Origin of the sequence: Pseudomonas resinovorans NBRC 106553 (assembly GCF_000412695.1) — a bacterium.
Taxonomy (GTDB): domain Bacteria; phylum Pseudomonadota; class Gammaproteobacteria; order Pseudomonadales; family Pseudomonadaceae; genus Metapseudomonas; species Metapseudomonas resinovorans_A.
The window spans coordinates 2734904-2759086 of sequence record NC_021499.1 but is presented as its reverse complement, the minus strand read 5'-3'; the positions used below and the strand labels follow the sequence as shown (position 1 = coordinate 2759086).

21 protein-coding genes are annotated in these 24183 nt (G+C 64.5%); all 21 read left to right on the top strand.

Annotated features, from left to right (window positions below; genetic code table 11):
* Positions 1-46: 46 nt before the first annotated feature.
* The 21 genes from mnmA to nuoL all read left to right on the top strand — a co-directional run bounded on the left by mnmA (position 47) and on the right by nuoL (position 24164).
* Complete coding sequence (gene mnmA, locus PCA10_RS12405; protein WP_016492434.1) at positions 47-1165, top strand: tRNA 2-thiouridine(34) synthase MnmA; 1119 nt, start codon at positions 47-49, stop codon at positions 1163-1165.
* The gene (gene hflD, locus PCA10_RS12400) at positions 1162-1782 is read left to right on the top strand and encodes a high frequency lysogenization protein HflD (RefSeq protein WP_016492433.1); all 621 of its coding nucleotides are present in this window, start codon (positions 1162-1164) and stop codon (positions 1780-1782) included. Before mnmA ends, hflD begins: the two co-directional genes overlap by 4 nt.
* A gap of 110 nt (positions 1783-1892) precedes the next feature.
* Positions 1893-3263, top strand: coding sequence for an adenylosuccinate lyase (gene purB, locus PCA10_RS12395; protein ID WP_016492432.1), 1371 nt, complete (start codon positions 1893-1895; stop codon positions 3261-3263).
* Positions 3264-3323: 60 nt separating this feature from the next.
* Positions 3324-4490, top strand: coding sequence for a ribosomal protein uL16 3-hydroxylase (locus PCA10_RS12390; protein WP_016492431.1), 1167 nt, complete (start codon positions 3324-3326; stop codon positions 4488-4490).
* Positions 4483-4908: a GNAT family N-acetyltransferase gene (locus PCA10_RS12385; protein ID WP_016492430.1), complete on the top strand. Its 426-nt coding sequence runs from the start codon at positions 4483-4485 to the stop codon at positions 4906-4908. Before PCA10_RS12390 ends, PCA10_RS12385 begins: the two co-directional genes overlap by 8 nt.
* An 8-nt stretch (positions 4909-4916) precedes the next feature.
* The gene (locus PCA10_RS12380) at positions 4917-5546 is read left to right on the top strand and encodes a DUF7931 domain-containing protein (RefSeq protein WP_016492429.1); all 630 of its coding nucleotides are present in this window, start codon (positions 4917-4919) and stop codon (positions 5544-5546) included.
* Entirely contained in the window at positions 5543-6352 is an 810-nt protein-coding gene (locus tag PCA10_RS12375; RefSeq protein ID WP_016492428.1) for a secretin N-terminal domain-containing protein, read from the top strand. The genes PCA10_RS12380 and PCA10_RS12375 overlap by 4 nt, the downstream gene beginning before the upstream one ends.
* A gap of 512 nt (positions 6353-6864) precedes the next feature.
* The gene (locus PCA10_RS12370) at positions 6865-8460 is read left to right on the top strand and encodes an isocitrate lyase (protein WP_016492427.1); all 1596 of its coding nucleotides are present in this window, start codon (positions 6865-6867) and stop codon (positions 8458-8460) included.
* Positions 8461-9159: 699 nt separating this feature from the next.
* Positions 9160-9759: a murein L,D-transpeptidase catalytic domain-containing protein gene (locus PCA10_RS12365; protein WP_016492426.1), complete on the top strand. Its 600-nt coding sequence runs from the start codon at positions 9160-9162 to the stop codon at positions 9757-9759.
* 114 nt (positions 9760-9873) lie between these two features.
* The gene (locus PCA10_RS12360; RefSeq protein ID WP_016492425.1) at positions 9874-11868 is read left to right on the top strand and encodes a PhoX family protein; all 1995 of its coding nucleotides are present in this window, start codon (positions 9874-9876) and stop codon (positions 11866-11868) included.
* 488 nt (positions 11869-12356) lie between these two features.
* Entirely contained in the window at positions 12357-12770 is a 414-nt protein-coding gene (locus tag PCA10_RS12355) for an NADH-quinone oxidoreductase subunit A (protein WP_016492424.1), read from the top strand.
* A 10-nt stretch (positions 12771-12780) separates the two neighbouring features.
* A complete protein-coding gene (locus PCA10_RS12350) occupies positions 12781-13458 on the top strand; it encodes a NuoB/complex I 20 kDa subunit family protein (protein ID WP_016492423.1) in 678 nt (225 codons plus the stop codon).
* 62 nt (positions 13459-13520) lie between these two features.
* Positions 13521-15302, top strand: a complete 1782-nt coding sequence (gene nuoC, locus PCA10_RS12345) for an NADH-quinone oxidoreductase subunit C/D (RefSeq protein ID WP_016492422.1) — start codon at positions 13521-13523, stop codon at positions 15300-15302.
* Positions 15299-15799, top strand: coding sequence for an NADH-quinone oxidoreductase subunit NuoE (gene nuoE / locus PCA10_RS12340; RefSeq protein WP_144276970.1), 501 nt, complete (start codon positions 15299-15301; stop codon positions 15797-15799). The genes nuoC and nuoE overlap by 4 nt, the downstream gene beginning before the upstream one ends.
* On the top strand, positions 15796-17142 hold the full coding sequence (gene nuoF / locus PCA10_RS12335; RefSeq protein ID WP_016492420.1) for an NADH-quinone oxidoreductase subunit NuoF: 1347 nt from the start codon (positions 15796-15798) through the stop codon (positions 17140-17142). The genes nuoE and nuoF overlap by 4 nt, the downstream gene beginning before the upstream one ends.
* Positions 17143-17238: 96 nt before the next feature.
* Positions 17239-19947, top strand: coding sequence for an NADH-quinone oxidoreductase subunit NuoG (gene nuoG / locus PCA10_RS12330; protein ID WP_016492419.1), 2709 nt, complete (start codon positions 17239-17241; stop codon positions 19945-19947).
* Positions 19944-20936: an NADH-quinone oxidoreductase subunit NuoH gene (nuoH, locus tag PCA10_RS12325; RefSeq protein ID WP_016492418.1), complete on the top strand. Its 993-nt coding sequence runs from the start codon at positions 19944-19946 to the stop codon at positions 20934-20936. The genes nuoG and nuoH overlap by 4 nt, the downstream gene beginning before the upstream one ends.
* Positions 20937-20947: 11 nt before the next feature.
* Positions 20948-21496, top strand: a complete 549-nt coding sequence (gene nuoI / locus PCA10_RS12320) for an NADH-quinone oxidoreductase subunit NuoI (protein WP_016492417.1) — start codon at positions 20948-20950, stop codon at positions 21494-21496.
* Between the two features lie 10 nt (positions 21497-21506).
* Positions 21507-22007 (top strand): NADH-quinone oxidoreductase subunit J, encoded by a 501-nt coding sequence (gene nuoJ, locus PCA10_RS12315; RefSeq protein WP_016492416.1) that lies wholly within the window; start codon positions 21507-21509, stop codon positions 22005-22007.
* Between the two features lie 4 nt (positions 22008-22011).
* Positions 22012-22320, top strand: a complete 309-nt coding sequence (gene nuoK, locus PCA10_RS12310; protein ID WP_016492415.1) for an NADH-quinone oxidoreductase subunit NuoK — start codon at positions 22012-22014, stop codon at positions 22318-22320.
* Positions 22317-24164 carry an NADH-quinone oxidoreductase subunit L gene (gene nuoL / locus PCA10_RS12305; protein ID WP_016492414.1) on the top strand — a complete coding sequence of 616 codons (1848 nt, stop codon included), beginning with the start codon at positions 22317-22319 and terminating at the stop codon, positions 24162-24164. Before nuoK ends, nuoL begins: the two co-directional genes overlap by 4 nt.
* Positions 24165-24183: the final 19 nt, after the last annotated feature.

The window sequence follows — 24183 nt, the reverse complement described above, 5'->3', positions numbered from 1 at the left end:
TTCTGATAGAATTCCGCTTTTGCTTACACGACCAGTGCAAATTCCCATGCGTGATCCAGCCAATACCCGCGTCATAGTCGGCATGTCCGGCGGCGTCGACTCCTCGGTTTCCGCCCTCCTCCTGCTCGAACAGGGCTATCAGGTGGAAGGCCTGTTCATGAAGAACTGGGACGAGGACGACGGCACCGACTACTGCACCGCCAAGGTGGACCTGGCCGACGCCCAGGCCGTCTGCGACCGTATCGGCATCAAGCTGCACACCGCCAACTTCGCCGCGGAATACTGGGACCACGTGTTCGAGCATTTCCTCGAGGAGTACAAGGCCGGCCGTACGCCGAACCCGGACATCCTCTGCAACCGCGAGATCAAGTTCAAAGCCTTCCTCGACTACGCCCTGTCCCTCGGCGCCGACCTGATCGCCACCGGCCACTACGTGCGCCGCCGCGATATCGACGGCCGCACCGAGCTGCTCAAGGGCCTGGACCCGAACAAGGACCAGAGCTACTTCCTCCACGCCGTCGGCGGCGAGCAGATCGCCCGCACCCTGTTCCCGGTAGGCGAACTGGAGAAGCCGGAAGTACGTGCCATTGCCGAGAAACACGGCCTGGCCACCGCGCGCAAGAAGGACTCCACCGGCATCTGCTTCATCGGCGAGCGGCGCTTCACCGACTTCCTCAAGCAGTACCTGCCAGCCCAGCCGGGCGACATCGAAACCACCGAAGGCGAGGTCATCGGCCGCCACCACGGCCTGATGTACCACACCATCGGCCAACGCCAGGGCCTGGGCATCGGCGGCATGAAGGATGCCAGCGACGACCCCTGGTACGTATTGGCCAAGGACCTGTCGCGCAATGTGCTGGTCGTCGGCCAGGGCAACGACAATCCCTGGCTGTTCTCCCGCTCGCTCAAGGCCTCCGAGATCTACTGGGTCAACCCGGTCGACCTCGCCCAGCCCCGCCGCCTCAAGGCCAAGGTGCGCTACCGCCAGAGCGATCAGCCCTGCACCCTGGAAAAGACCGCCGATGGCTATGTAGCCGTGTTCGACGACGCCCAGCGCGCCGTTACCCCGGGCCAATCGGTGGTGTTCTACGACGGCGAGATCTGCCTTGGCGGTGGCGTGATCGAAAGTGCCGAACCCGCGGATGCGGGAGTGCAACGCCCATGAACCAGACCCGCGAACAACTGATCGCCCTCGGCGCCGTCTTCGAAGCCGCCGCCCTGGTCGACCGCATCGCCAAGACCGGCCAGGTCAGCGAACCGCCGCTGGGCTGCATGCTCGGCAGCCTGCTGATCCGCGACCCGAAGAGCACCCTGGAGGTCTACGGCGGCGACGATCTCAACCTGCGCGACGGCTACAAAGCCCTGGTCAGCGCCCTGGAGCGCGAACCCGCGAGCCTGCAACGCGAACCCCTGCGCTACGCCCTGGCCCTACTCACCCTGGAGCGGCAACTGGCCAAGCGCGGCGACATGCTGGACGTCATCGGCACCCGTCTGGACCAGATCCAGCAGCAGGTGCAGCACTTCGGCCTGGTCCACGACAACGTCATCGCCGCCTGCGCCAGCCTCTACCAGGACACCCTGAGCACCTTCCGCCAGCGCATCCAGGTTCATGGCGACATGCGCCACCTGCAGCAGTCCAGCAATGCGGCGAAGATCCGCGCCCTGCTCCTCACCGGCATCCGCGCCGCGCGCCTCTGGCGCCAGCTCGGCGGCAACCGCTGGCAGCTGCTGTTCAGCCGTCGCAAATTGCTGGGCGAACTCTACCCGCTCATGCGCGGCTGACCCTCGCCGCGCCATGCGTCGAACGAGCATGGCGCTTGAGCAGCGGCCGGGGCGAAATACATGTATGATGTGCGCCCCTTTTCGTTGACCGATTGTCCGAGAACGCCCTCATGCAGCTTTCTTCGCTCACCGCGGTTTCCCCCGTAGACGGCCGCTACGCCGGCAAAACCAGCGCCCTGCGCCCGATCTTCAGCGAGTACGGCCTGATCCGTTGCCGCGTACAGGTAGAGGTCCGCTGGCTGCAGCGCCTTGCCGCCCACGCCGGCATCCCGGAAGTCGCACCGTTCTCCGCCGAAGCCAACGCCCTGCTCGACAAGCTGGCCGAAGACTTCCAGCTCGAGCACGCCGAGCGCATCAAGGAAATCGAGCGCACCACCAACCACGACGTCAAAGCCGTGGAATACCTGCTCAAGGAACAGGCCGCCAAGCTGCCGGAACTGGCCCAGGTCAGCGAATTCATTCACTTCGCCTGCACTAGCGAGGACATCAACAACCTGTCCCACGCCCTGATGCTGCGCGAAGGCCGCGACCTGGTCATGCTGCCGCTGATGCGCCAGGTGGCCAACGCCATCCGCGACCTGGCCGTCCGCTTCGCCGACGTTCCCATGCTGTCGCGCACCCACGGCCAACCGGCCTCGCCGACCACCCTCGGCAAGGAAATGGCCAACGTCGTGTACCGCCTGGAGCGCCAGATCGCCCAAGTGGCCGCCGTGCCCCTGCTGGGCAAGATCAACGGCGCCGTAGGCAACTACAACGCCCACCTGTCCGCCTACCCGGACGTGGACTGGGAAGCCAACGCCCGCGAATTCATCGAAGGCGACCTGGGCCTGGCGTTCAACCCCTACACCACCCAGATCGAGCCGCACGACTACATCGCCGAGCTGTTCGACGCCATCGCCCGCTTCAACACCATCCTCATCGACTTCGACCGCGACGTCTGGGGCTATATCTCCCTCGGCTACTTCAAGCAGAAGACCATCGCCGGCGAGATCGGCTCGTCCACCATGCCGCACAAGGTCAACCCGATCGACTTCGAGAACTCCGAAGGCAACCTGGGTATCGCCAACGCCCTGTTCCAGCACCTGGCCAGCAAACTGCCGATTTCCCGCTGGCAGCGCGACCTGACCGACTCCACCGTGCTGCGCAACCTCGGCGTCGGCTTCGCCCACAGCGTTATCGCCTACGAAGCAAGCCTCAAGGGAATCAGCAAGTTGGAGCTCAATGCTCAACGTATTGCTGAAGACCTGGACGCCTGCTGGGAAGTCCTCGCCGAGCCGATCCAGACCGTGATGCGCCGCTACGCGATCGAGAATCCGTACGAGAAGCTCAAGGAACTGACCCGTGGCAAGGGCATCAGCCCGGAAGCCCTGCAGACTTTCATCGATGGCCTGGACATCCCGGCCGAGGCCAAGGCCGAACTGCGCAAGCTCACCCCCGCCAGCTACATCGGTAACGCCGTAGCTCAAGCCAAGCGCATTTGATCGGTTTTGAACCAATGCACGCCCGGCTGTGCCGGGCGTTTTTATTTCAAAGGCTTAAGTATGAATCCTGATACTCCTCTTCAACTTCTGGGCGGCCTCACCGCGCGTGAATTCCTGCGCGACTACTGGCAGAAGAAGCCACTTCTGATCCGCCAGGCCATCCCTGGATTCGAAAGCCCCATCTCTCCCGACGAGCTCGCCGGCCTGTCCCTGGAAGAGGAAGTCGAGTCGCGCCTGGTGCTCGAGCACGGCGAACGCCCCTGGGAACTGCGTCGCGGCCCCTTCGCCGAAGACACCTACCAGAACCTGCCGGAGCGCGACTGGACCCTGCTGGTCCAGGCCGTCGACCAGTTCGTTCCGGACGTCGCCGAGCTGCTGGAGCAATTCCGCTTCCTGCCGAGCTGGCGCATCGATGACGTGATGATCAGCTTCGCCGCACCGGGCGGCGGCGTAGGGCCGCACTTCGACAACTACGACGTGTTCCTGCTCCAGGGCCAAGGCCGCCGCAACTGGAAGGTCGGCCAGATGTGCGACGCCGAAAGCGCCCTGCTGCCCCACGCCGACCTGCGCATCCTCGCTGACTTCCAGCAGACAGACGAATGGGTCCTGGAGCCCGGCGACATGCTCTACCTGCCGCCGCGCCTGGCGCACTTCGGCATCGCCGAAGACGACTGCATGACCTATTCCGTGGGCTTCCGCGCCCCCAGCGCCGCCGAAGTGCTCACCCACTTCACCGACTTCCTCGCCCAGTTCCTGCCGGACGAAGAACGCTACAGCGATGCCGGCGCCGCCCCCGTCAGCGACCCGCACGAGATCCAGCGCGACGCCCTGGACCGCCTGAAGGCCCTGCTCAGCGAGCACATGAGCGACGAGCGCCTGCTGCTCACCTGGTTCGGCCAGTTCATGACCGAGCCGCGCTACCCGGAGCTGGTGGCCGGCACCGAGGTGGAAGAAGACGACCTGCTAGGCGCGATCGAAGACGGTGCGGTACTGATCCGCAACGCCAGCGCTCGCCTGGCCTGGTCCGAGGTGGACGTCGGCCTGGTGCTCTTCGCCAGCGGCCAGAGCCGCCTGCTGCCCGCCAACCTGCGCGACCTGCTGAAGCTGATCTGCGCCGCCGAGGCACTGCATCTGGAGAATCTCGGCCAATGGCTGGCCGACGACGAGGGGCGTAAGCTTCTGCTGGAACTGGTCAAGCAAGGAAGTCTGGAGTTTGCCGATGAGTGAGATACACGTCCGCGTTGCCGACTGGCAAAAGGACAATGCCGACCTGCGCCGTATCCGTGAGGCCGTATTCATCGCCGAGCAGTCGGTGGCGCCGGAGTTGGAGTGGGACACCGAAGATGTGGACGCCGTGCACTTCCTCGCCTTCGAGCGGGACTATGCTATCGGCACCGCCCGCCTGCTGCCCGACGGCCATATCGGCCGCGTGTCGGTACTCAAGGACTGGCGCGGACTGAAGGTCGGCGACCGTCTGCTGCAGGCGGCCATCGCCGAAGCCGAGCGCCGTGGACTGCAGCGCCAGATGCTGTCGGCCCAGGTACATGCCACCGCGTTCTACGAGCGCCACGGCTTCAAGGTCGTCAGCAGCGAGTTCCTCGAAGCTGGCATCCCCCACGTGGACATGGTGCGAGAAAGCCACTAGAGGCCAAGATGAACGAGAACGCCCCGGAACCCGCTGAAAACGACGTCGAACTGCCGGCCATCGAATTCCAGTCGCCGGGGCGCTTCAGCGTTCACAACCCGCCCTCTCCCCAGGCCGAAGGCCCCGCGTGGGAACCCGCGCCCTTCGGCCTTGGCCAGCACGACCGCCTCGAACGCTTCAGCAACCCGGAGGGCGCCCGCGCCCACGCCCTGGCACTGATGCAGCAGGCGCGCCGCCGAATCTACCTGTACAGCCCCGACCTCGAACCCTGGCTCTATAACAACGGCGCCATCCAGCAAGCCTGTACCCGGCTGCTGGTCAGCGACCCGAAATGCCAGGTGCGCATCCTGGTGCGCGACCTCAGCCGCGCCGTCAAGGAAGGCCATCGCCTGCTCGGGCTGAGCCGGCGCATCTCCAGCAACTTCCAGATCCGCCGGATCAACCCCGACCATCCCTCGGAGGACCTCGCCTACCTCATCGCCGACGATCGCGGCCTGCTGGTACGCCCCGAGCACGACCAGTACGCCGGCTACGCCCTGTACAACGACCCCGGAAGGACCCGGCTGCAGCAGACCCGCTTCGACCAGGCCTGGGACATGAGCATCACCGACCCCGACTTGCGGAATTTCCTGATATGACCCCACGCGCCCTGTTCGCCGCCCTGCTCCTGCTCGTTTGCCTGCCCGCATTGGCGGCGACCGAACTCATCCAGCTGCGCTATCGCACGGCGGACGAGTTGCTGCCCATGGCGCAGTCGATACTGGGCAACGAGGGCCGCGTCAGCGCACATGGCAACCAGTTCATCGTCAACGCCTCGCCGGCGAAGATCGGCGAACTGCGCAACCTGCTGGAGCAACTGGACACCCGCCCGCGCCGCCTGCTGATCAGCGTGGATACCGCCGACAGCAACTTCCAGAGCGACCGTGGTTTCGCCGTCAACGGCTCGGCCAGCGTCGGCGGCGTCGACGTCCAGGCCGGGCGTGGCGAGGTCAATGGCCGCGACCAGGTCCGCATCATCCGCCGCACCACCACCAGCCGTGGCGGCGGCGTGCAACAGGTGCAGACCACCGAAGGCTTCCCGGCGCTGATCCAGGTGGGCCAGAGCGTGCCCATCACCACCACCAGCAGCGGCTCCTTCGGACAGGTCTACAGCAACACCGAGTACCGCAACGTCACCCGTGGCTTCTACGTCACCGCCACCCTCTCCGGCGAGCTCGTGCATGTCAGCATCAGCAGCAACAACGACCGCCTGAACAACAGCCGCCCCGGCGTGATCGACGTACAGAGCACCGATACCCGGGTCAGCGGCCGCCTCGGCGAGTGGATCACCATCGGCGCCGTGAACGAGAACAGCCAGGCCGACCAGAGCGGCTTCCTGCGTCGCAACACCACCCAGGGCCGGGAAGACATGACCCTGCGCCTCAGGGTCGACGCGGTCGACTGATCGCGTCTTTTTAGACCGCCCGGTCTCAGCCGAAAGTATTATGTAGTAGTCCGAAAAAAACACTACAAAACGTTTGACGAACGCCCGTTTGAAAGAGCATGATGGCCTCGCTCCCGCTAGCCAGGGGCCCTGAATAGGGCCTCCGGATCGCGCTCTCAGCCAACCAGCCGAGCCGATCCGCGTTGTGAAAGCCCAAAAGGCAGTGCGACAAGGTTGCGACTGGAACGTAGTTGTCCTGAGGGACGGGGAAGCGTCAGCAACATCAGCAAGATCGAAGGCAGTGCCCGGCAGATCGCCCAACGGTTACCACGAACCGGCAAGCGAGTCAGGAGCGCAAAACCACCCATCGATCCTGCGAGCGCTTGCAACTCCTCACCTACCCTCAGCTTCAATCTCTGTTCCATTCGGTCCTTCGACGCGCTGCGGTGAGCAACCCGCAATAACCTTCAGAACGCAGGTTTTTGAGTGGGAAAGTCGGTGCTCAACCACATATACACTTTGAAGGATTGACCATGTCCGCTTATCAGAACGACATCAAGGCCGTTGCTGCACTCAAAGAAGTGAACGGTAACAGCTGGAGCGCTATCAACCCCGAGTCGGTTGCCCGTATGCGCGCCCAGAACCGCTTCAAGACCGGTCTGGATATCGCCAAGTACACCGCGGCCATCATGCGCAAGGACATGGCCGAGTACGATGCCGACGCCTCCGTCTACACCCAGTCGCTCGGTTGCTGGCACGGCTTCATCGGTCAGCAGAAGCTGATCTCCATCAAGAAGCACCTGAAGACCACCAACAAGCGCTACCTCTACCTCTCCGGCTGGATGGTTGCCGCGCTGCGTTCCGATTTCGGCCCGCTGCCCGACCAGTCCATGCACGAGAAAACCGCCGTTTCCGGCCTGATCGAAGAGCTCTACACCTTCCTGCGCCAGGCTGACGCCCGTGAGCTGGACCTGCTCTTCACCGCCCTGGACGCTGCCCGCGCCGCTGGCGACAAGGCCAAGCAGGACGAAATCCAGGCCCAGATCGACGGCTACGAAACCCACGTAGTACCGATCATTGCCGACATCGACGCCGGCTTCGGCAACCCGGAAGCCACCTACCTGCTGGCCAAGAAGATGATCGAAGCGGGTGCCTGCTGCATCCAGATCGAGAACCAGGTTTCCGACGAGAAGCAGTGCGGCCACCAGGACGGTAAAGTGACCGTTCCGCACGAAGACTTCCTCGCCAAGATCAACGCGGTTCGCTACGCCTTCCTCGAACTGGGCGTTGACGACGGCGTAATCGTTGCCCGTACCGACTCCCTGGGCGCCGGCCTGACCAAGCAGATCGCCGTGACCAAGCAGCCGGGCGACCTGGGCGACCAGTACAACTCCTTCCTGGATTGCGAAGAAGTGTCCGCCGCCGACCTCGGCAACGGTGACGTAGTCATCAACCGCGGTGGCAAGCTGCTGCGTCCCAAGCGCCTGGCTTCCAACCTGTTCCAGTTCCGCGCTGGCACCGGCGAAGACCGTTGCGTCCTGGACTGCATCACCTCGCTGCAGAACGGCGCCGACCTGCTGTGGATCGAAACCGAGAAGCCCCACGTTGGCCAGATCAAGGCCATGGTTGACCGCATCCGCAAGGTCATCCCGAACGCCAAGCTGGTGTACAACAACAGCCCGTCGTTCAACTGGACCCTGAACTTCCGTCAGCAAGTGTTCGATGCGTTCGTAGCCGAAGGCAAAGACGTTTCCGCCTACGACCGCGCCAAGCTGATGGCCGTCGAGTACGATGAAACCGAACTGGCCCAGGTTGCAGACGAGAAGATCCGCACCTTCCAGCGCGACGGTTCGGCTCACGCCGGCATCTTCCACCACCTGATCACCCTGCCGACCTACCACACCGCCGCGCTGTCCACCGACAACCTGGCCAAGGGTTACTTCGCCGACCAGGGCATGCTGGCCTACGTGAAAGGCGTACAGCGTCAGGAACTGCGTCAGGGTATCGCCTGCGTCAAGCACCAGAACATGGCTGGCTCCGACATCGGCGACAACCACAAAGAGTACTTCGCTGGCGAAGCCGCTCTGAAAGCGAGCGGCAAAGACAACACCATGAACCAGTTCCACTAAGAGGAACTGCCACCGGCCGACCACGCATCGGCCGGACATGGCGAGTCAGAGAACCCCGGTGCTTGCACCGGGGTTTTTCTTTTTGCGGCGAGGATTGATGGGAAGTGACAGAGGGAATGGCAAGAAGGTGCGAAGTCGGTTGCTCAGCTCATTGTCGAGCGGGCTGTGGGTTTCTGTTTCGCCTTCCCGGGCGAGTTACTTCTGGCAGTCGTCGGGGTGCCGAACCACCCAGAAGTAACCAAGAGGGCTTGCCCCGCCATCCGGGTTTGGCTTCGCCAAACTTCCCTTGCTACATCGTCGCTCCGGAGGCCCGCCGCGAAGGGCCATCCATGGCCCTGCGCGGCTCTCGCGGCATCCATGCCGCTCATCCTCCTCCACAACGATTCCGCTCGGCCTTCTGAAGGGGCGGTTTGCGCGGCATTAACTTCCATCCCCCGTTTAAGGCTGGTTTGAGCATCAGGACTGTGTAGTGCTCGCCGGCGCGCGTCACCCCTCGCCCTCCGGGAGAGGGGCGGGGGAGAGGGTGGCGTCCGTCAGCTGGGGCCAATTCGAACACTTACGTTAAATTGCCAGTCCAACGTGAACAGGCCTTACAAAGACCCTTTATGTTGTCCATGCGAAACAACCCCAACCGTCAGCCCCCAGTTGCCAGCTCACGCCACCTCCCTAGAATCAACACAAACCCCCGGAGCTTGTGCCGTGCCCCGAATCCTCCTGCTGATCCTCCTGCTCATCTCCCCCGTGCTTCGTGCCGGCGACCTCGAGTTGCTGGTCAGCCAGCCCCAGCTGGGCGAGATCCTCGACGACCTGAAAACCAGCCAGCACCCGCGCTTCGCCGTGGTCGACTATGGCCGCGCCTCCACCCTGCCGCGCTTCTACCTGTTCGACCGGCGCAACCATGCCTTGCTGGGCAGCTTCCGGGTCGCCCACGGCAAGGGGTCGGACGCCGATCACGACGGTCATGCGGAAAGTTTCTCCAACGACCCGGGCAGTCGCGCCACCTCCCTTGGCCTGTTCCGCACCTCAGAAGTGTTCGACAGCGAAGAAGCGGGCCACGGCCGCTCCATGCGCCTCGTCGGCCTCAGCCCGAGCAACAGCAATGCTGAAGAGCGCGCCATCGTCATCCACGCCAACGCCTACATGGAAGACGCCTTCATCCGCGCCCATGGCGTACCGGGCCGCAGCTACGGCTGCCTGGTCCTGGCCGGGGCCGACCGCGACAGGGTGATCGAGCAACTGCAAGGCGGAGCGCTGATCTTCGCCATCCGCCAGCCGGAGCGCAGCGTTACGCGCAACTGAAACCCACTGTGCGGCAGGTCCCACGCAACAGTTTCTCCATCCCGCTGTAACCGTTCCGTCGCTTTCAGCCATTAGCGTCAGGTCTCCGTCGATTAGCCCGCGTGGAGATCCGCCTTGAACCAACAAAACGACAATACCGTGCTCTTTGGCAACGGCGACGAGCTACCCAGCAACCGTTCCGACAACCCCCATATCAACGACCTGATCGGCGGACTCAACCGCCGTCAGGTACTGGTCGGCGGCGCCGCCATGAGCGCCCTGGCCTTCCTCGGTGCGGCCCTTCCGGGCGATGCCATGGCCGCGGATACCCAGGCCCGGGGCAATCCCTTCAAGCCGCGCTCGCGCCTGCCCTTCGAGGCCATCCCCACAGGCCGCGCCGACACCATCAGTGTGCCGCCCGGCTACAAGGCAACGCCCTTCATCCCCTGGGGCACGCCGATCACCGGCCGCTACCCGGCGTTCCTCGACGACGCCAGCAACAGCGCCCAGGACCAGGCGGAACAGGTCGGCATGCACCACGACGGAATGCATTTCTTCCCCATCGATGCCCGCCGTGGCCCCGGCCTGCGCTCGGACCACGGCCTGCTGGTGCTCAACCACGAGTACATCGACGCCCCGCTGCTGCACCCCAACGGCCCCACCCTGGTGGACGGCAAGCGTGCCAGCGCCGAAGAAGTGCGCAAGGAGATCAACGCCCACGGCGTCTCGGTGGTAGAGATTCGCCGCAATGTCCGTGGTGATTGGGAGGTGGTGCCGAGCCGCCGCAACCGTCGCGTGACCGCCGCCACGCCCATGAGCATCGCCGGCCCGGCTCGTGGCAACAAACTGCTGCAGACCCGCTACAGCCCGAACGGCACCGCCACGCGCGGCACCCAGAACAACTGCTCGAACGGCTTCACGCCCTGGGGCACCTACCTCACCTGCGAGGAGAACTGGGCGGGCTACTTCGCCACCCGCGATAGCGCCCTGCCCCGCGAGCTCCAGCGCTACGGTCTGCGCAGCAGCAGCCGCTTCGGTTGGGAAACACTGCCGGGGGACGACTTCGAGCGCTTCGACGCCACCCGCAAGGCCGCCGACGCCAAGGGCGACTACCGCAACGAGCCGAACCACTTCGGCTGGATAGTCGAGATCGATCCCTTCGACCCGGACTCCACCCCGATCAAGCGCACCGCCCTCGGCCGCTTCGCCCATGAAGGGCTGATCTTCGCCCCGGTGAAACCCGGCCGTCCCGTGGTCTGCTATTCCGGCGACGATTCGCAGAACGAGTACATCTACAAATACGTCAGCCGCGACAAGTACCGTCCCGGCAAGGCCAACGGCCGCCTGCTGGACGACGGCACCCTTTATGTGGGCCGCTTCAACGCCGATGGCAGCGGCGACTGGCTGCCCCTGGACCTCAACGACCGCAATTTCCTCAAGGCCTGCCTGGCCGCCGGTGTCGCCTTCGCCGACCAGGGCGAGGTACTGATCAACACCCGTCTGGCCGCGGACGTCGTCGGCGCCACCCGCATGGACCGCCCGGAATGGGGCGCGGTCAACCCGGACAATGGCGAGGTCTACTTCACCCTCACCAACAACACCGCGCGCACGGTGGCCGATGCCGCCAACCCGCGCCCGGCCAACGCCTACGGCCATATCATCCGCTGGCGCGAGAACAGCCGCGACCACGCAGGCAAGCGCTTCGACTGGAACATCTTCCTGCTCGCCGGCCCCGAGGGCGACAGCCGCGCCCCCAACGGCCAGCCACTGGGCGCGCAGAACATCCTCGCCAGCCCGGACGGCCTCTGGTTCGACGATGAAGGCCGGCTGTGGATCCAGACCGACATGAGCGGCAGCCAGCTCAGCGCCGGCCCCTTCGGCAACAACCAGATGCTGGTGGCCGATCCGCGCAGCGGCGAGCTCAAGCGCTTCCTGGTGGGCCCGCTGGGCGCCGAAGTCACCGGCATCAGCGCCACGCCGGACTTCCGCACCCTGTTCGTCAACATCCAGCACCCGGGCGAAGGCTCCACGGCCACCAACCTGCTCAGCACCTGGCCGGACGGCCCAGGCAAGCGCCCGCGCTCCTCCACCGTGATCGTCACCCGCGAAGACGGACGTCGCCTGCTCTGAACCCTCTCAAGGCTTTCGGCCGACCTTCGGGTCGGCCACTTTTTCTCCCCGCGCAAGGCAGCATGTACAAAAACAGATGTATTTGTCGCAAATACGAAAGTGCTCCGCAGAGCAACTTTCGAGTACACCAGGCTTATTTATCCGGTAAGTTTTCTTAGTTTCGCGAGGCCATTCTTCTGTAGTGCTTAATTAACCACCAATCAAACGCTAATGACTCTCATTATCTCGCAAATCTCCAGCCTTCTGCGACATAAGGCCGCAATCAGACCAAGGCCTAAGAAATTCGCCAAAGCCCCATGCCTTCTGGCCTGCAGGAGGGAAGAGGGGTGAAAATCCGGCCGTGCGGGCAATTTTTTGGCCTGAAAAATTTACTTGCACACCCGGTCGGGCATAAAATTGTCGGAATCGATTGCCAGGGCATCATTGATACCCGGCATTAAACCTTTATACGCAAGTGAACGCCGTTCCTTGTCTTAAGGAGTTCCGGCATGTCGGAAGCTACTGCCATCATGTCCCACAACTGGGGTTTCGCTGTTTTCCTGCTGGGCGTTCTCGGCCTCTGCGCCTTCATGATCGGCGTCTCGAGCCTGCTCGGCAGCCGCGCCATCGGCCGCAGCAAGAACGACCCCTTCGAATCGGGCATGCTTCCCACCGGCACCGCGCGCCTGCGCCTCTCCGCAAAATTCTATCTGGTCGCGATGCTCTTCGTGATCTTCGACGTCGAAGCCCTCTTTCTCTTCGCCTGGGCCGTCTCTGTCCGTGAAAGCGGCTGGGCAGGTTTTATCGAAGCAACCATTTTCATAGCAATTCTGTTGGCAGGTCTTGTCTACCTTTGGCGCATCGGGGCGCTTGATTGGGCTCCCGAAGGTCGTCGCAAGCGGCAGGCGAAGCTAAAACAATGAGGCTTTGGCAATGCAATACAAACTTACTCGGATCGATCCGGATGCGACTTACGAGCAGTATCCGATCGGCGAACGGGAGACCGTTTCCGACCCGCTGCTAGAAGATGAGGTGCACAAGAACATCTTCCTGGGCAAGCTCGAGGATGTTCTCAACGGCGCAGTCAACTGGGGTCGCAAGAACTCCCTGTGGCCGTACAACTTCGGCCTCTCCTGCTGCTACGTGGAGATGACCACCGCCTTCACCGCACCGCACGACATCGCGCGCTTCGGTGCGGAAGTCATTCGTGCATCACCACGCCAGGCGGACTTCATGGTCATCGCCGGCACCTGCTTCATCAAGATGGCGCCGGTCATCCAGCGTCTCTATGAGCAGATGCTCGAGCCCAAGTGGGTAATTTCCATGGGTTCGTGCGCGAACTCTGGTGGCATGTACGATATTTACTCGGTCGTTCAGGGCGTGGACAAGTTCCTCCCCGTGGACGTCTACATTCCCGGCTGCCCGCCCCGTCCGGAGGCGTTCCTGCAAGGCCTGATGCTGCTGCAGGAATCCATCGGCCAGGAGCGCCGCCCGCTATCCTGGGTCGTGGGGGATCAGGGCGTTTATCGTGCCGACATGCCCTCGCAGCGGGAACAGCGCCGCGAACAGCGTATTCAGGTTACCAACCTGCGCAGCCCCGACGAAGTCTGAGCCTGTTCTTCCAAGGAAGACCCCAGGCTCATTCTTTACGTTGACGAATAGCGACCGAGACCATGACTGCAGACACCGTTCTGTCCATTCCGCCTTACAAGGCTGACGACCAAGATGTCGTCGTAGAGCTGAATTCCCGCTTTGGCGCCGAAAGCCTCACCATCCAGTCCACCCGCACCGGCATGCCGGTGATCTGGGTCGGCCGTGACAAGCTGATCGACGTCCTCAAGTTCCTGCGCAACCTGCCGCGCCCCTACGTCATGCTGTACGACCTGCATGGCGTGGACGAGCGCCTGCGCACCCAGCGCCGTGGCCTGCCGAACGCCGATTTCACGGTGTTCTACCACCTGATGTCGCTGGAACGTAATAGTGACGTGATGATCAAGGTGGCCTTGTCCGAGGGCGACCTCAACCTGCCCACCGTCACCGGTATCTGGCCCAACGCCAACTGGTACGAGCGCGAAGTCTGGGACATGTACGGCATCACCTTTGCCGGCCATCCGCACCTCTCGCGGATCATGATGCCCAACACCTGGGAAGGTCACCCGCTGCGCAAGGACTACCCGGCGCGCGCTACCGAATTCGATCCCTTCAGCCTGACCCTGGCCAAGCACCAGCTTGAAGAAGAAGCCGCGCGCTTCCGCCCGGAAGACTGGGGCATGAAACGCCACGGCGAGAACGAGGACTACATGTTCCTCAACCTCGGCCCAAACCACCCCTCCGCCCACGGTGCCTTCCGCATCATCCTGCAGCTGGACGGCGAAGAGATCGTCGACTGCGTACCGGAAGTCGGTTACCACCACCGCGGCGCCGAGAAGATGGCCGAGCGTCAGTCCTGGCACAGCTTCATCCCCTACACCGACCGTATCGACTACCTCGGCGGTGTGATGAACAACCTGCCGTACGTCCTCGCGGTCGAGAAGCTCGCCGGCATCAAGGTGCCGCAGCGCGTCGACGTCATCCGCGTGATGATGGCCGAGTTCTTCCGCATCACCAGCCACCTGCTGTTCCTGGGTACCTATATCCAGGACGTCGGTGCCATGACCCCGGTGTTCTTCACCTTCACCGACCGCCAGCGCGCCTACAAGGTGATCGAGGCCGTCACCGGCTTCCGCCTGCACCCGGCCTGGTACCGCATCGGTGGCGTCGCCCATGACCTGCCGCGCGGCTGGGACGGCCTGGTGAAAGAGTTCGTCGAATGGCTGCCCAAGCGCCTCGACGAGTACGAGAAGGCCGCCCTGAAGAACAGCATCCTCAAGGGCCGTACCATCGGCGTTGCCCAGTACAACACCAAGGAAGCCCTCGAGTGGGGCGTCACCGGTGCCGGCCTGCGCTCCACCGGTTGCGACTTCGACCTGCGCAAGGCCCGCCCCTACTCCGGCTACGAGAACTTCGAGTTCGAAGTGCCCCTGGCCCACAACGGCGACGCCTACGACCGCTGCATGGTCCGCGTGGAAGAGATGCGCCAGAGCATCCGCATCATCGACCAGTGCCTGAAGAACATGCCGGAAGGCCCGTACAAGGCGGACCACCCGCTGACCACGCCGCCGCCCAAAGAGCGCACGTTGCAGCACATCGAGACCCTGATCACCCACTTCCTGCAGGTTTCCTGGGGCCCGGTCATGCCGGCCAACGAAGCCTTCCAGATGATCGAGGCGACCAAGGGCATCAACAGCTACTACCTGACCAGCGACGGCAGCACCATGAGCTACCGCACCCGGATCCGGACGCCCAGTTTCCCCCACCTGCAGCAGATCCCCTCGGTGATCCGCGGCAGCATGGTGGCTGACCTGATCGCCTACCTGGGCAGTATCGACTTCGTAATGGCTGACGTGGACCGCTGATCATGAGCACCCTTATCCAGACCGACCGTTTCGCCCTCAGCGAAACCGAGCGCTCGGCCATCGAGCACGAAATGCATCACTACGAGGACCCGCGCGCGGCGTCCATCGAAGCCCTGAAGATCGTCCAGAAGGAACGTGGCTGGGTGCCGGACGGCGCCGCCGACGCCATTGGCGCGATCCTCGGCATCCCCGCCAGCGACGTCGAAGGCGTGGCCACCTTCTACAGCCAGATCTTCCGCCAGCCGGTCGGCCGCCACGTGATCCGCGTGTGCGACAGCATGACCTGCTACGTCGGCGGTCATGAGTCCGTGGTCGCCGAAATGCAGAAGCAGCTCGGCGTCGGCCTCGGCCAGACCACCAGCGACAACCGCTTCACCCTGCTGCCGGTCTGCTGCCTGGGCAACTGCGACAAGGCCCCGGCGGTGATGATCGACGACGACACCTTCGGCGACGTGCAGCCTGACGGCGTTGCCCGACTGCTGGAGGCCTACCAATGAAGACCCTTACCTCCATCGGCCCGGCCAACCGCATCGCCCGCAGCGAAGAGACCCATCCGCTGACCTGGCGCCTGCGCGAAGACGCTCAGCCGGTATGGCTCGACGAGTACCAGCAGAAGAACGGCTACGCTGCCGCACGCAAGGCCCTGGGTGAAATGGCCCAGGCCGACATCGTGCAGCAGGTCAAGGACTCCGGCCTCAAGGGCCGCGGCGGTGCGGGCTTCCCCACCGGCGTGAAGTGGGGCCTGATGCCGGCCGACGAATCCATGAACATCCGCTACCTGCTTTGCAACGCGGACGAAATGGAACCCAACACCTGGAAGGACCGCATGCTGATGGAACAGCTGCCCCACCTGCTGGTGGAAGGCATGCTGATCTCCGCGCGCGCCCTCAAGGCCTACCGCGGCTACATCTTCCTGCGTGGCGAATACGTCGACGCGGCGCGCAACCTCAACCGCGCCATCGACGAAGCCAAGGCCGCCGGCCTGCTGGGCAAGAACATCCTGGGCAGCGGCTTCGACTTCGAGCTGTTCGTCCACACCGGCGCCGGTCGCTACATCTGCGGCGAAGAAACCGCACTGATCAACTCCCTGGAAGGCCGCCGCGCCAACCCGCGCTCCAAGCCGCCCTTCCCCGCCGCCGTCGGCGTCTGGGGCAAGCCCACCTGCGTCAACAACGTCGAGACCCTGTGCAACGTGCCGGCGATCGTCGCCAACGGCGTGGACTGGTACAAGGGCCTGGCCCGTCCGGGCAGCGAAGACATGGGCACCAAGCTCATGGGCTTCTCCGGCAAGGTGAAGAACCCCGGCCTCTGGGAACTGCCCTTCGGCGTCCCGGCTCGCGAGCTCTTCGAGGACTACGCTGGCGGCATGCGCGACGGCTTCAAGCTGAAAGCCTGGCAGCCCGGCGGCGCCGGCACCGGCTTCCTGCTCCCCGAGCACCTGGACGCCCCGATGTACGCGGCCGGCATCGCCAAGGTCGGCACCCGCATGGGCACCGGACTGGCGCTGGCGGTGGACGACAGCATCAACATGGTTTCCCTGCTGCGCAACATGGAAGAGTTCTTCGCCCGCGAGTCCTGCGGCTGGTGCACCCCCTGCCGCGACGGCCTGCCGTGGAGCGTCAAGCTCCTGCGCGCCCTGGAGCGCGGCGAGGGCCAGCAAGGCGACCTGGAGACCCTGGAGCAGCTGGTCAGCTTCCTCGGCCCAGGCAAGACCTTCTGTGCCCACGCACCGGGCGCCGTCGAGCCGCTGGGTAGCGCCATGAAGTATTTCCGTCCGGAGTTCGAGGCAGGCATCGCCCGCCAGATCCCGGCAGCGCGACCGATACCGGTCGGCGCCTAAAAAAGGATTCGCGCAGCGGTGGCCGTGACCCGGCCCCGCGCGCACGCTGATTCCATTAGCCAAAGCCCGGTCACACGGGCAGATGAAGACTGAACCATGGCCACTATCCACGTAGACGGCAAGACGCTCGAAGTCGATGGTGCAGACAACCTCCTGCAGGCCTGTCTGTCCCTCGGACTCGACATCCCCTACTTCTGCTGGCACCCGGCGCTCGGTAGCGTCGGCGCCTGCCGCCAGTGCGCGGTCAAGCAGTACACCGACGAAAACGACAAACGCGGTCGCCTGGTCATGTCCTGCATGACTCCCGCCACCGACAACTCCTGGATTTCCATCGACGACGAAGAGGCCAAGCAGTTCCGCGCCAGCGTCGTCGAATGGCTGATGACCAACCACCCGCACGACTGCCCGGTGTGCGAGGAAGGCGGCCACTGCCACCTGCAGGACATGACGGTGATGACCGGCCACAACGCCCGTCGCTACCGCTTCACCAAGCGTACCCACCAGAACCAGCAGCTCGGCCCGTTCATCTCCCACGAGATGAACCGCTGCATCGCCTGCTACCGCTGCGTGCGCTACTACAAGGACTACGCCGGCGGCACCGACCTCGGCGTCTACGGCGCACACGACAACGTCTACTTCGGCCGCGTCGAAGACGGCGTGCTGGAGAGCGAGTTCTCCGGCAACCTGGTGGAGGTCTGCCCCACCGGTGTGTTCACCGACAAGACCCACTCCGAGCGCTACAACCGCAAATGGGACATGCAGTTCGCCCCGAGCATCTGCCACGGTTGCTCCAGCGGCTGCAACATCAGCCCCGGTGAACGCTACGGCGAGATCCGCCGCATCGAGAACCGCTTCAACGGCTCGGTGAACCAGTACTTCCTCTGCGACCGCGGCCGCTTCGGCTACGGCTACGTCAACCGCGAGGACCGTCCGCGCCAACCGCTGCTGGGCAACCAGCAGCTTGGTCTGGATGGCGCCCTGGACAAGGCCGCCGAACTGCTGCAAGGCAAGCGCGTGATCGGCATCGGCTCGCCGCGCGCCAGCCTCGAAGGCAACTTCGCCCTGCGTGAGCTGGTGGGCGCCGAGAACTACTACTCCGGCATCGCCGCCAGTGAGCTGGCCAACCTGCGCCTGATCCGCGACGTCCTGCAGAACGGCCCGCTGCCTGTGCCCACCCTGCGCGACATCGAGAAGCACGACGCGATCTTCGTCCTCGGCGAAGACCTGACCCAGACCGCCGCCCGCATGGCCCTCGCCCTGCGCCAGGCCGTCAAGGGCAAGGCCACCGACATCGCCGCCTCGATGAAGATCCAGGATTGGCACATGGCCGCCGTGCAGAACGTCGCCCAGGACGCCCTGAACCCGCTGTTCATCGCCAGCGTCGCCGCCACCCGCCTGGATGACGTCGCCGCCGAAAGCGTCCACGCCGCCCCGGCCGACCTCGCCCGCATCGGTTTCGCCGTGGCCCACGCCATCGACCCGAGCGCCCCAGCCGTGGAAGGCCTGGAAGCCGAGGCCGCCGAGCTGGTCAAGCGCATCGCCGATGCCCTGCTGGCCGCCAAGCGCCCGCTGGTCATCTCCGGCGCTTCCCTGGGCGAAAAGGCCCTGATCGAAGCCGCCGCCAACATCGCCAGCGCGCTGAAGAACCGTGAGAAGAACGGTTCCATCAGCCTGGTGGTGCCGGAAGCCAACAGCATGGGCCTTGCCCTGTTCGGTGGTGACTCCGTGGATGCCGCCCTGGAAGCCCTGACTTCCGGCAAGGCCGACGCCGTGGTGGTACTGGAGAACGACCTGTACCGCCGCGCCGACGCCGCCAAGGTGGACGCCGCCCTGGCCGCCGCCAAGGTGGTGATCGTCGCCGACCACCAGCACACCGCCACCGTCAAACGCGCCCACCTGGTGCTGCCGGCCGCCTCCTTCGCCGAAGGCGACGGCACCCTGGTCAGCCTGGAAGGCCGCGCCCAGCGCTTCTTCCAGGTCTTCGAGCCGACCTACTACGACGCCAACATCCTCGTCCGCGAAGGCTGGCGCTGGCTGCACGCGCTGCACAGCACCCTGCAAGGCAAGTCGGTGGACTGGACTCAGCTGGACCAGGTCACCAGCGCCTGCGCCGACAGCAGCCCGCTGCTGGCCGGTATCCGCGACGCCGCGCCGACCGCTTCGTTCCGCATCAAGGGCATGAAGCTCGCCCGCGAGCCCCATCGCTACAGCGGCCGTACCGCCATGCGCGCCAACATCAGCGTGCACGAGCCGCGCCAGCCCCAGGACAAGGACTCGGCCTTCGCCTTCTCCATGGAAGGCTATGCCGGCAGCGTCGAACCCCGTCAGCAGATCCCCTTCGCCTGGTCCCCGGGCTGGAACTCGCCCCAGGCCTGGAACAAGTTCCAGGACGAGGTCGGCGGCCACCTGCGTGCCGGCGATCCGGGCGTACGCCTGATCGAAGCGCGCGGCCAGGTTCTGCCCTGGTTTGGCATCAATGCCGCCTTCAACCCGGCCCAGGGCACCTGGCAGGCTGTGCCGCTGCACCACCTGTTCGGCAGCGAGGAGAACAGCTCCCGCGCCGCCCCGGTGCAAGAGCGCATCCCGCAAGCCTACGTGGCCCTGGCCAAGGACGAAGCCGATCGCCTCGGCGTCAATGACGGTGCCCTGCTCACCCTGACCCTGAACGGCCAGACCCTGCGCCTGCCGCTCGCCGTCAAGGAAGAGATGGGCATCGGCCTGATCGGCCTGCCGGTCGGCCTGCCGGGCATTCCGGCGGTGTTCGCCGGTGCCACCGTCACTGCCGTACAGGAGTCCGCGCAATGAGCTGGCTGACGCCCGAACTGATCGAGATCGTCATCGCCGTCCTCAAGGCCATCGTCATCCTCCTGGCGGTGGTGGTGAGCGGTGCGCTGCTGTCCTGGGTGGAACGTCGCCTGCTGGGCCTCTGGCAGGACCGTCATGGTCCGAACCGGGTTGGTCCCTTCGGCGCCTTCCAGCTGGGCGCCGACATGATCAAGATGTTCTTCAAGGAAGACTGGACCCCGCCGTTCGCCGACAAGCTGATCTTCACCCTGGCGCCCATCATCGCCATGAGTGCCCTGCTGATGGCCTTCGCCGTGGTCCCGGTCACCCCCACCTGGGGCGTGGCCGACCTGAACATCGGTGTGCTGTTCTTCTTCGCCATGGCCGGTATCGCGGTGTACGCGGTGCTCTTCGCCGGCTGGTCGAGCAACAACAAGTTCGCCCTGCTCGGCAGCCTGCGCGCCTCGGCCCAGACCATCTCCTACGAGGTGTTCCTGGCCCTGTCGCTGATGGGCATCGTGGCCCAGGTCGGCTCGTTCAACATGCGCGACATCGTCGAATACCAGGCCCAGCACCTGTGGTTCATCATTCCGCAGTTCTTCGGCTTCTGTACCTTCTTCATCGCTGGCGTCGCGGTAACCCACCGCCACCCCTTCGACCAACCGGAAGCGGAACAGGAACTGGCCGACGGCTACCACATCGAATACGCCGGCATGAAATGGGGCATGTTCTTCGTGGGCGAGTACATTGGCATCGTGCTGATCTCCGCCCTGCTGGTGACCCTGTTCTTCGGCGGCTGGCACGGCCCGTTCGGCATCCTGCCGCAGATCCCGTTCATCTGGTTCGCCCTGAAGACCGGCTTCTTCATCATGCTGTTCATCCTGCTGCGCGCGTCCATCCCACGCCCGCGCTATGACCAGGTGATGGCCTTCAGCTGGAAGGTGTGCCTGCCGCTGACCCTGATCAACCTGCTGGTAACCGGCGCCCTGGTGCTGGCCTCGGCCCAGTAAGGAGAAATGCCATGATCAAAGAAATCATCCACGTCATACATGGCACCTTCACCCAGCTTCGCAGCCTGGTGATGATCTTCGGCCATGCCTTCCGCAAGCGTGACACCCTGCAATACCCGGAAGAACCCGTTTACCTGCCGCCGCGCTACCGTGGCCGCATCGTCCTCACCCGCGACCCCGATGGCGAAGAGCGTTGCGTAGCTTGCAACCTCTGCGCCGTGGCCTGCCCGGTCGGCTGCATTTCCCTGCAGAAGGCCGAGACCGACGATGGCCGCTGGTATCCCGAGTTCTTCCGCATCAACTTCTCGCGCTGCATCTTCTGCGGCCTGTGCGAAGAAGCCTGCCCCACCACCGCGATCCAGCTGACCCCGGATTTCGAGATGGGCGAGTTCAAGCGCCAGGACCTGGTGTACGAGAAGGAAGACCTGCTGATCTCCGGCCCGGGCAAGAACCCGGACTACAACTTCTATCGCGTGGCGGGTATGGCCATTGCCGGCAAGCCGAAAGGCGCCGCGCAGAACGAAGCCGAACCGATCAACGTGAAGAGCCTGCTGCCCTAAGGAGACGTGCGTGGAATTCGCCTTCTATTTCGCCGCCGGTGTGGCCGTTGTCTCCACCCTGCGGGTGATCACCAACACCAACCCGGTTCATGCCCTGCTGTACCTCATCGTCTCGCTGCTGGCGGTGTCGATGTGCTTCTTCGCCCTCGGCGCGCCCTTTGCCGGCGCACTGGAAATCATCGTCTACGCCGGCGCCATCATGGTGCTGTTCGTCTTCGTGGTGATGATGCTCAACCTCGGGCCGGCCATCGCCGAGCAGGAGAAGAAGTGGCTCAAGCCCGGCATCTGGACCGGTCCGGCCCTGCTCTCCCTGATCCTGCTGGCGCAGCTGCTCTACGTCCTGTTCGGCACTGCCAGCGGCGCCACCATCGGTCACACCACCGTGGACGCCAAGGCGGTCGGCATCGCGCTGTTCGGCCCGTACCTGCTGGCCGTGGAACTGGCGTCCATGCTGCTGCTCGCAGCCCTGGTCGCCGCCTTCCACCTCGGCCGCCACGAAGCTAAGGAATAACGCCATGAACGCAATCCCACTGGAACATGGCCTCGCGGTCGCAGGCATCCTCTTCTGCCTGGGCCTCACGGGCCTCATGGTGCGCCGCAACATCCTCTTCGTGCTCATGAGCCTGGAAGTCATGATGAACGCCGCTGCCCTGGCCTTCGTGGTCGCCGGCGCCCGCTGGGGCCAGGCCGACGGCCAGATCATGTTCATTCTGGTGATCAGCCTTGCAGCCGCCGAAGCCAGTATCGGCCTCGCGATCCTGCTGCAGCTGTACCGCCGCTTCCATACCCTCGATATCGACGCTGCCAGCGAGATGCGCGGATGAACCTTCTATTCCTCACTTGCCTGTTCCCGCTGCTTGGCTGGTTCATCCTGGCCTTCTCCCGCGGGCGTCTGTCCGAAAATGCCTCCGCCGTCATCGGTGTGGGTTCCGTAGGCCTTTCCGCGCTCACCGCGGCCTGGATCATCTTCCAGTTCAACGTGAACCCGCCGGAAGGCGGCGTCTTCACCCAGGTGCTCTGGCAGTGGATGAGCGTGGCCGGCTTCGCGCCGAGCTTCACCCTCTACCTGGACGGCCTGTCCCTGACCATGCTCGGCGTGGTCACCGGCGTCGGCTTCCTGATCCACCTGTTCGCCTCCTGGTACATGCGTGGTGAAGAGGGTTACTCGCGCTTCTTCGCCTACACCAACCTGTTCATCGCCAGCATGCTGTTCCTGGTGCTGGGCGATAACCTGCTGTTCCTCTACTTCGGTTGGGAAGGCGTGGGTCTGTGCTCGTACCTGCTGATCGGCTTCTACTTCAAGCACACCCCCAACGGCAACGCGGCACTCAAGGCCTTCATCGTCACCCGCGTGGGCGACGTGTTCATGGCCATCGGCCTGTTCATCCTGTTCATGAACCTCGGCACCCTGAACATCCAGGAGCTGATGAAGCTGGCCCCCGAGAAGTACGTGGCCGGCGACGCCTGGCTGTGGATCGCCACGCTGATGCTGCTCGGCGGCGCCGTGGGCAAATCCGCCCAGCTGCCGCTGCAGACCTGGCTGGCCGACGCGATGGCGGGTCCGACCCCGGTATCCGCGCTGATCCACGCGGCCACCATGGTGACCGCGGGCGTCTACCTGATCGCCCGTACCCACGGCCTGTTCCTGCTGACGCCGGAAATCCTCGAGCTGGTAGGCATCGTCGGTGGCGTGACCCTGGTCCTGGCCGGCTTCGCCGCCCTGGTGCAGACCGACATCAAGCGTATCCTCGCCTACTCCACCATGAGCCAGATCGGCTACATGTTCCTCGCCCTGGGCGTTGGCGCATGGGACGCGGCGATCTTCCACCTGATGACCCACGCCTTCTTCAAGGCCCTGCTGTTCCTTGCCTCCGGTGCGGTGATCAACGCCTGCCACCACGAGCAGAACATCTTCAAGATGGGCGGCCTGTGGAAGAAACTGCCGCTGGCCTACGCCAGCTTCATCGTCGGTGGTGCCGCCCTGGCCGCCCTGCCGCTGGTGACCGCGGGCTTCTACTCCAAGGACGAGATCCTCTGGGAAGCCTTCGCCAGTGGCCACCAGTGGCTGCTCTACGCAGGCCTGGCCGGCGCCTTCCTGACCTCGATCTACACCTTCCGCCTGATCTTCATCGCCTTCCACGGTGAAGCCAAGACCGAAGCCCATGCCGGCCACGGTGTCGCCCACTGGCTGCCGCTGACCGTGCTGATCGTGCTCTCCACCTTCATCGGCGCGCTGATCACCCCGCCGCTGGCCGGTGTGCTGCCGCAAAGCGTCGGCCATGCCGGTGGCGAGGCCAAGCACAGCCTGGAAATCGCCTCGGGCGCCATCGCCCTGGCGGGCATCCTGCTGGCCGCCCTGCTGTTCCTCGGCAAGCGCACGCTGGTCACCGCGGTGTCCCAGAGCGCCCCGGGCCGCTTCCTCGGTGCCTGGTGGTACGCCGCCTGGGGCTTCGACTGGCTCTACGACCTGCTGTTCGTCAAACCCTACCTGGCGATCTGCCGCCTGCTCCGTCGCGATCCCATCGACGGCAGCATCGGCCTGATCCCGCGCCTGGTACGTGTTGGCAACGGCACCCTCAGCCGCAGCCAGACCGGCCAGCTCCGCTGGTACGCCGTTTCCATCGTCGGCGGGGCCGTGCTTGTGCTCGGCGCCGTGCTGCTGACCTGAATCTTCTTAAGGAATTGAG

Excerpts from the sequence above, each read along its gene's own strand:
- mnmA (WP_016492434.1), top strand. The coding sequence starts at position 47 with ATGCGTGATCCAGCCAATACCCGCGTCATAGTCGGCATGTCCGGCGGC.
- hflD (WP_016492433.1), top strand. The coding sequence starts at position 1,162 with ATGAACCAGACCCGCGAACAACTGATCGCCCTCGGCGCCGTCTTCGAA.
- purB (WP_016492432.1), top strand. The coding sequence starts at position 1,893 with ATGCAGCTTTCTTCGCTCACCGCGGTTTCCCCCGTAGACGGCCGCTAC.
- PCA10_RS12390 (WP_016492431.1), top strand. The coding sequence starts at position 3,324 with ATGAATCCTGATACTCCTCTTCAACTTCTGGGCGGCCTCACCGCGCGT.
- PCA10_RS12385 (WP_016492430.1), top strand. The coding sequence starts at position 4,483 with ATGAGTGAGATACACGTCCGCGTTGCCGACTGGCAAAAGGACAATGCC.
- PCA10_RS12380 (WP_016492429.1), top strand. The coding sequence starts at position 4,917 with ATGAACGAGAACGCCCCGGAACCCGCTGAAAACGACGTCGAACTGCCG.
- PCA10_RS12375 (WP_016492428.1), top strand. The coding sequence starts at position 5,543 with ATGACCCCACGCGCCCTGTTCGCCGCCCTGCTCCTGCTCGTTTGCCTG.
- PCA10_RS12370 (WP_016492427.1), top strand. The coding sequence starts at position 6,865 with ATGTCCGCTTATCAGAACGACATCAAGGCCGTTGCTGCACTCAAAGAA.
- PCA10_RS12355 (WP_016492424.1), top strand. The coding sequence starts at position 12,357 with ATGTCGGAAGCTACTGCCATCATGTCCCACAACTGGGGTTTCGCTGTT.
- PCA10_RS12350 (WP_016492423.1), top strand. The coding sequence starts at position 12,781 with ATGCAATACAAACTTACTCGGATCGATCCGGATGCGACTTACGAGCAG.
- nuoC (WP_016492422.1), top strand. The coding sequence starts at position 13,521 with ATGACTGCAGACACCGTTCTGTCCATTCCGCCTTACAAGGCTGACGAC.
- nuoF (WP_016492420.1), top strand. The coding sequence starts at position 15,796 with ATGAAGACCCTTACCTCCATCGGCCCGGCCAACCGCATCGCCCGCAGC.
- nuoG (WP_016492419.1), top strand. The coding sequence starts at position 17,239 with ATGGCCACTATCCACGTAGACGGCAAGACGCTCGAAGTCGATGGTGCA.
- nuoH (WP_016492418.1), top strand. The coding sequence starts at position 19,944 with ATGAGCTGGCTGACGCCCGAACTGATCGAGATCGTCATCGCCGTCCTC.
- nuoI (WP_016492417.1), top strand. The coding sequence starts at position 20,948 with ATGATCAAAGAAATCATCCACGTCATACATGGCACCTTCACCCAGCTT.
- nuoK (WP_016492415.1), top strand. The coding sequence starts at position 22,012 with ATGAACGCAATCCCACTGGAACATGGCCTCGCGGTCGCAGGCATCCTC.
- nuoL (WP_016492414.1), top strand. The coding sequence starts at position 22,317 with ATGAACCTTCTATTCCTCACTTGCCTGTTCCCGCTGCTTGGCTGGTTC.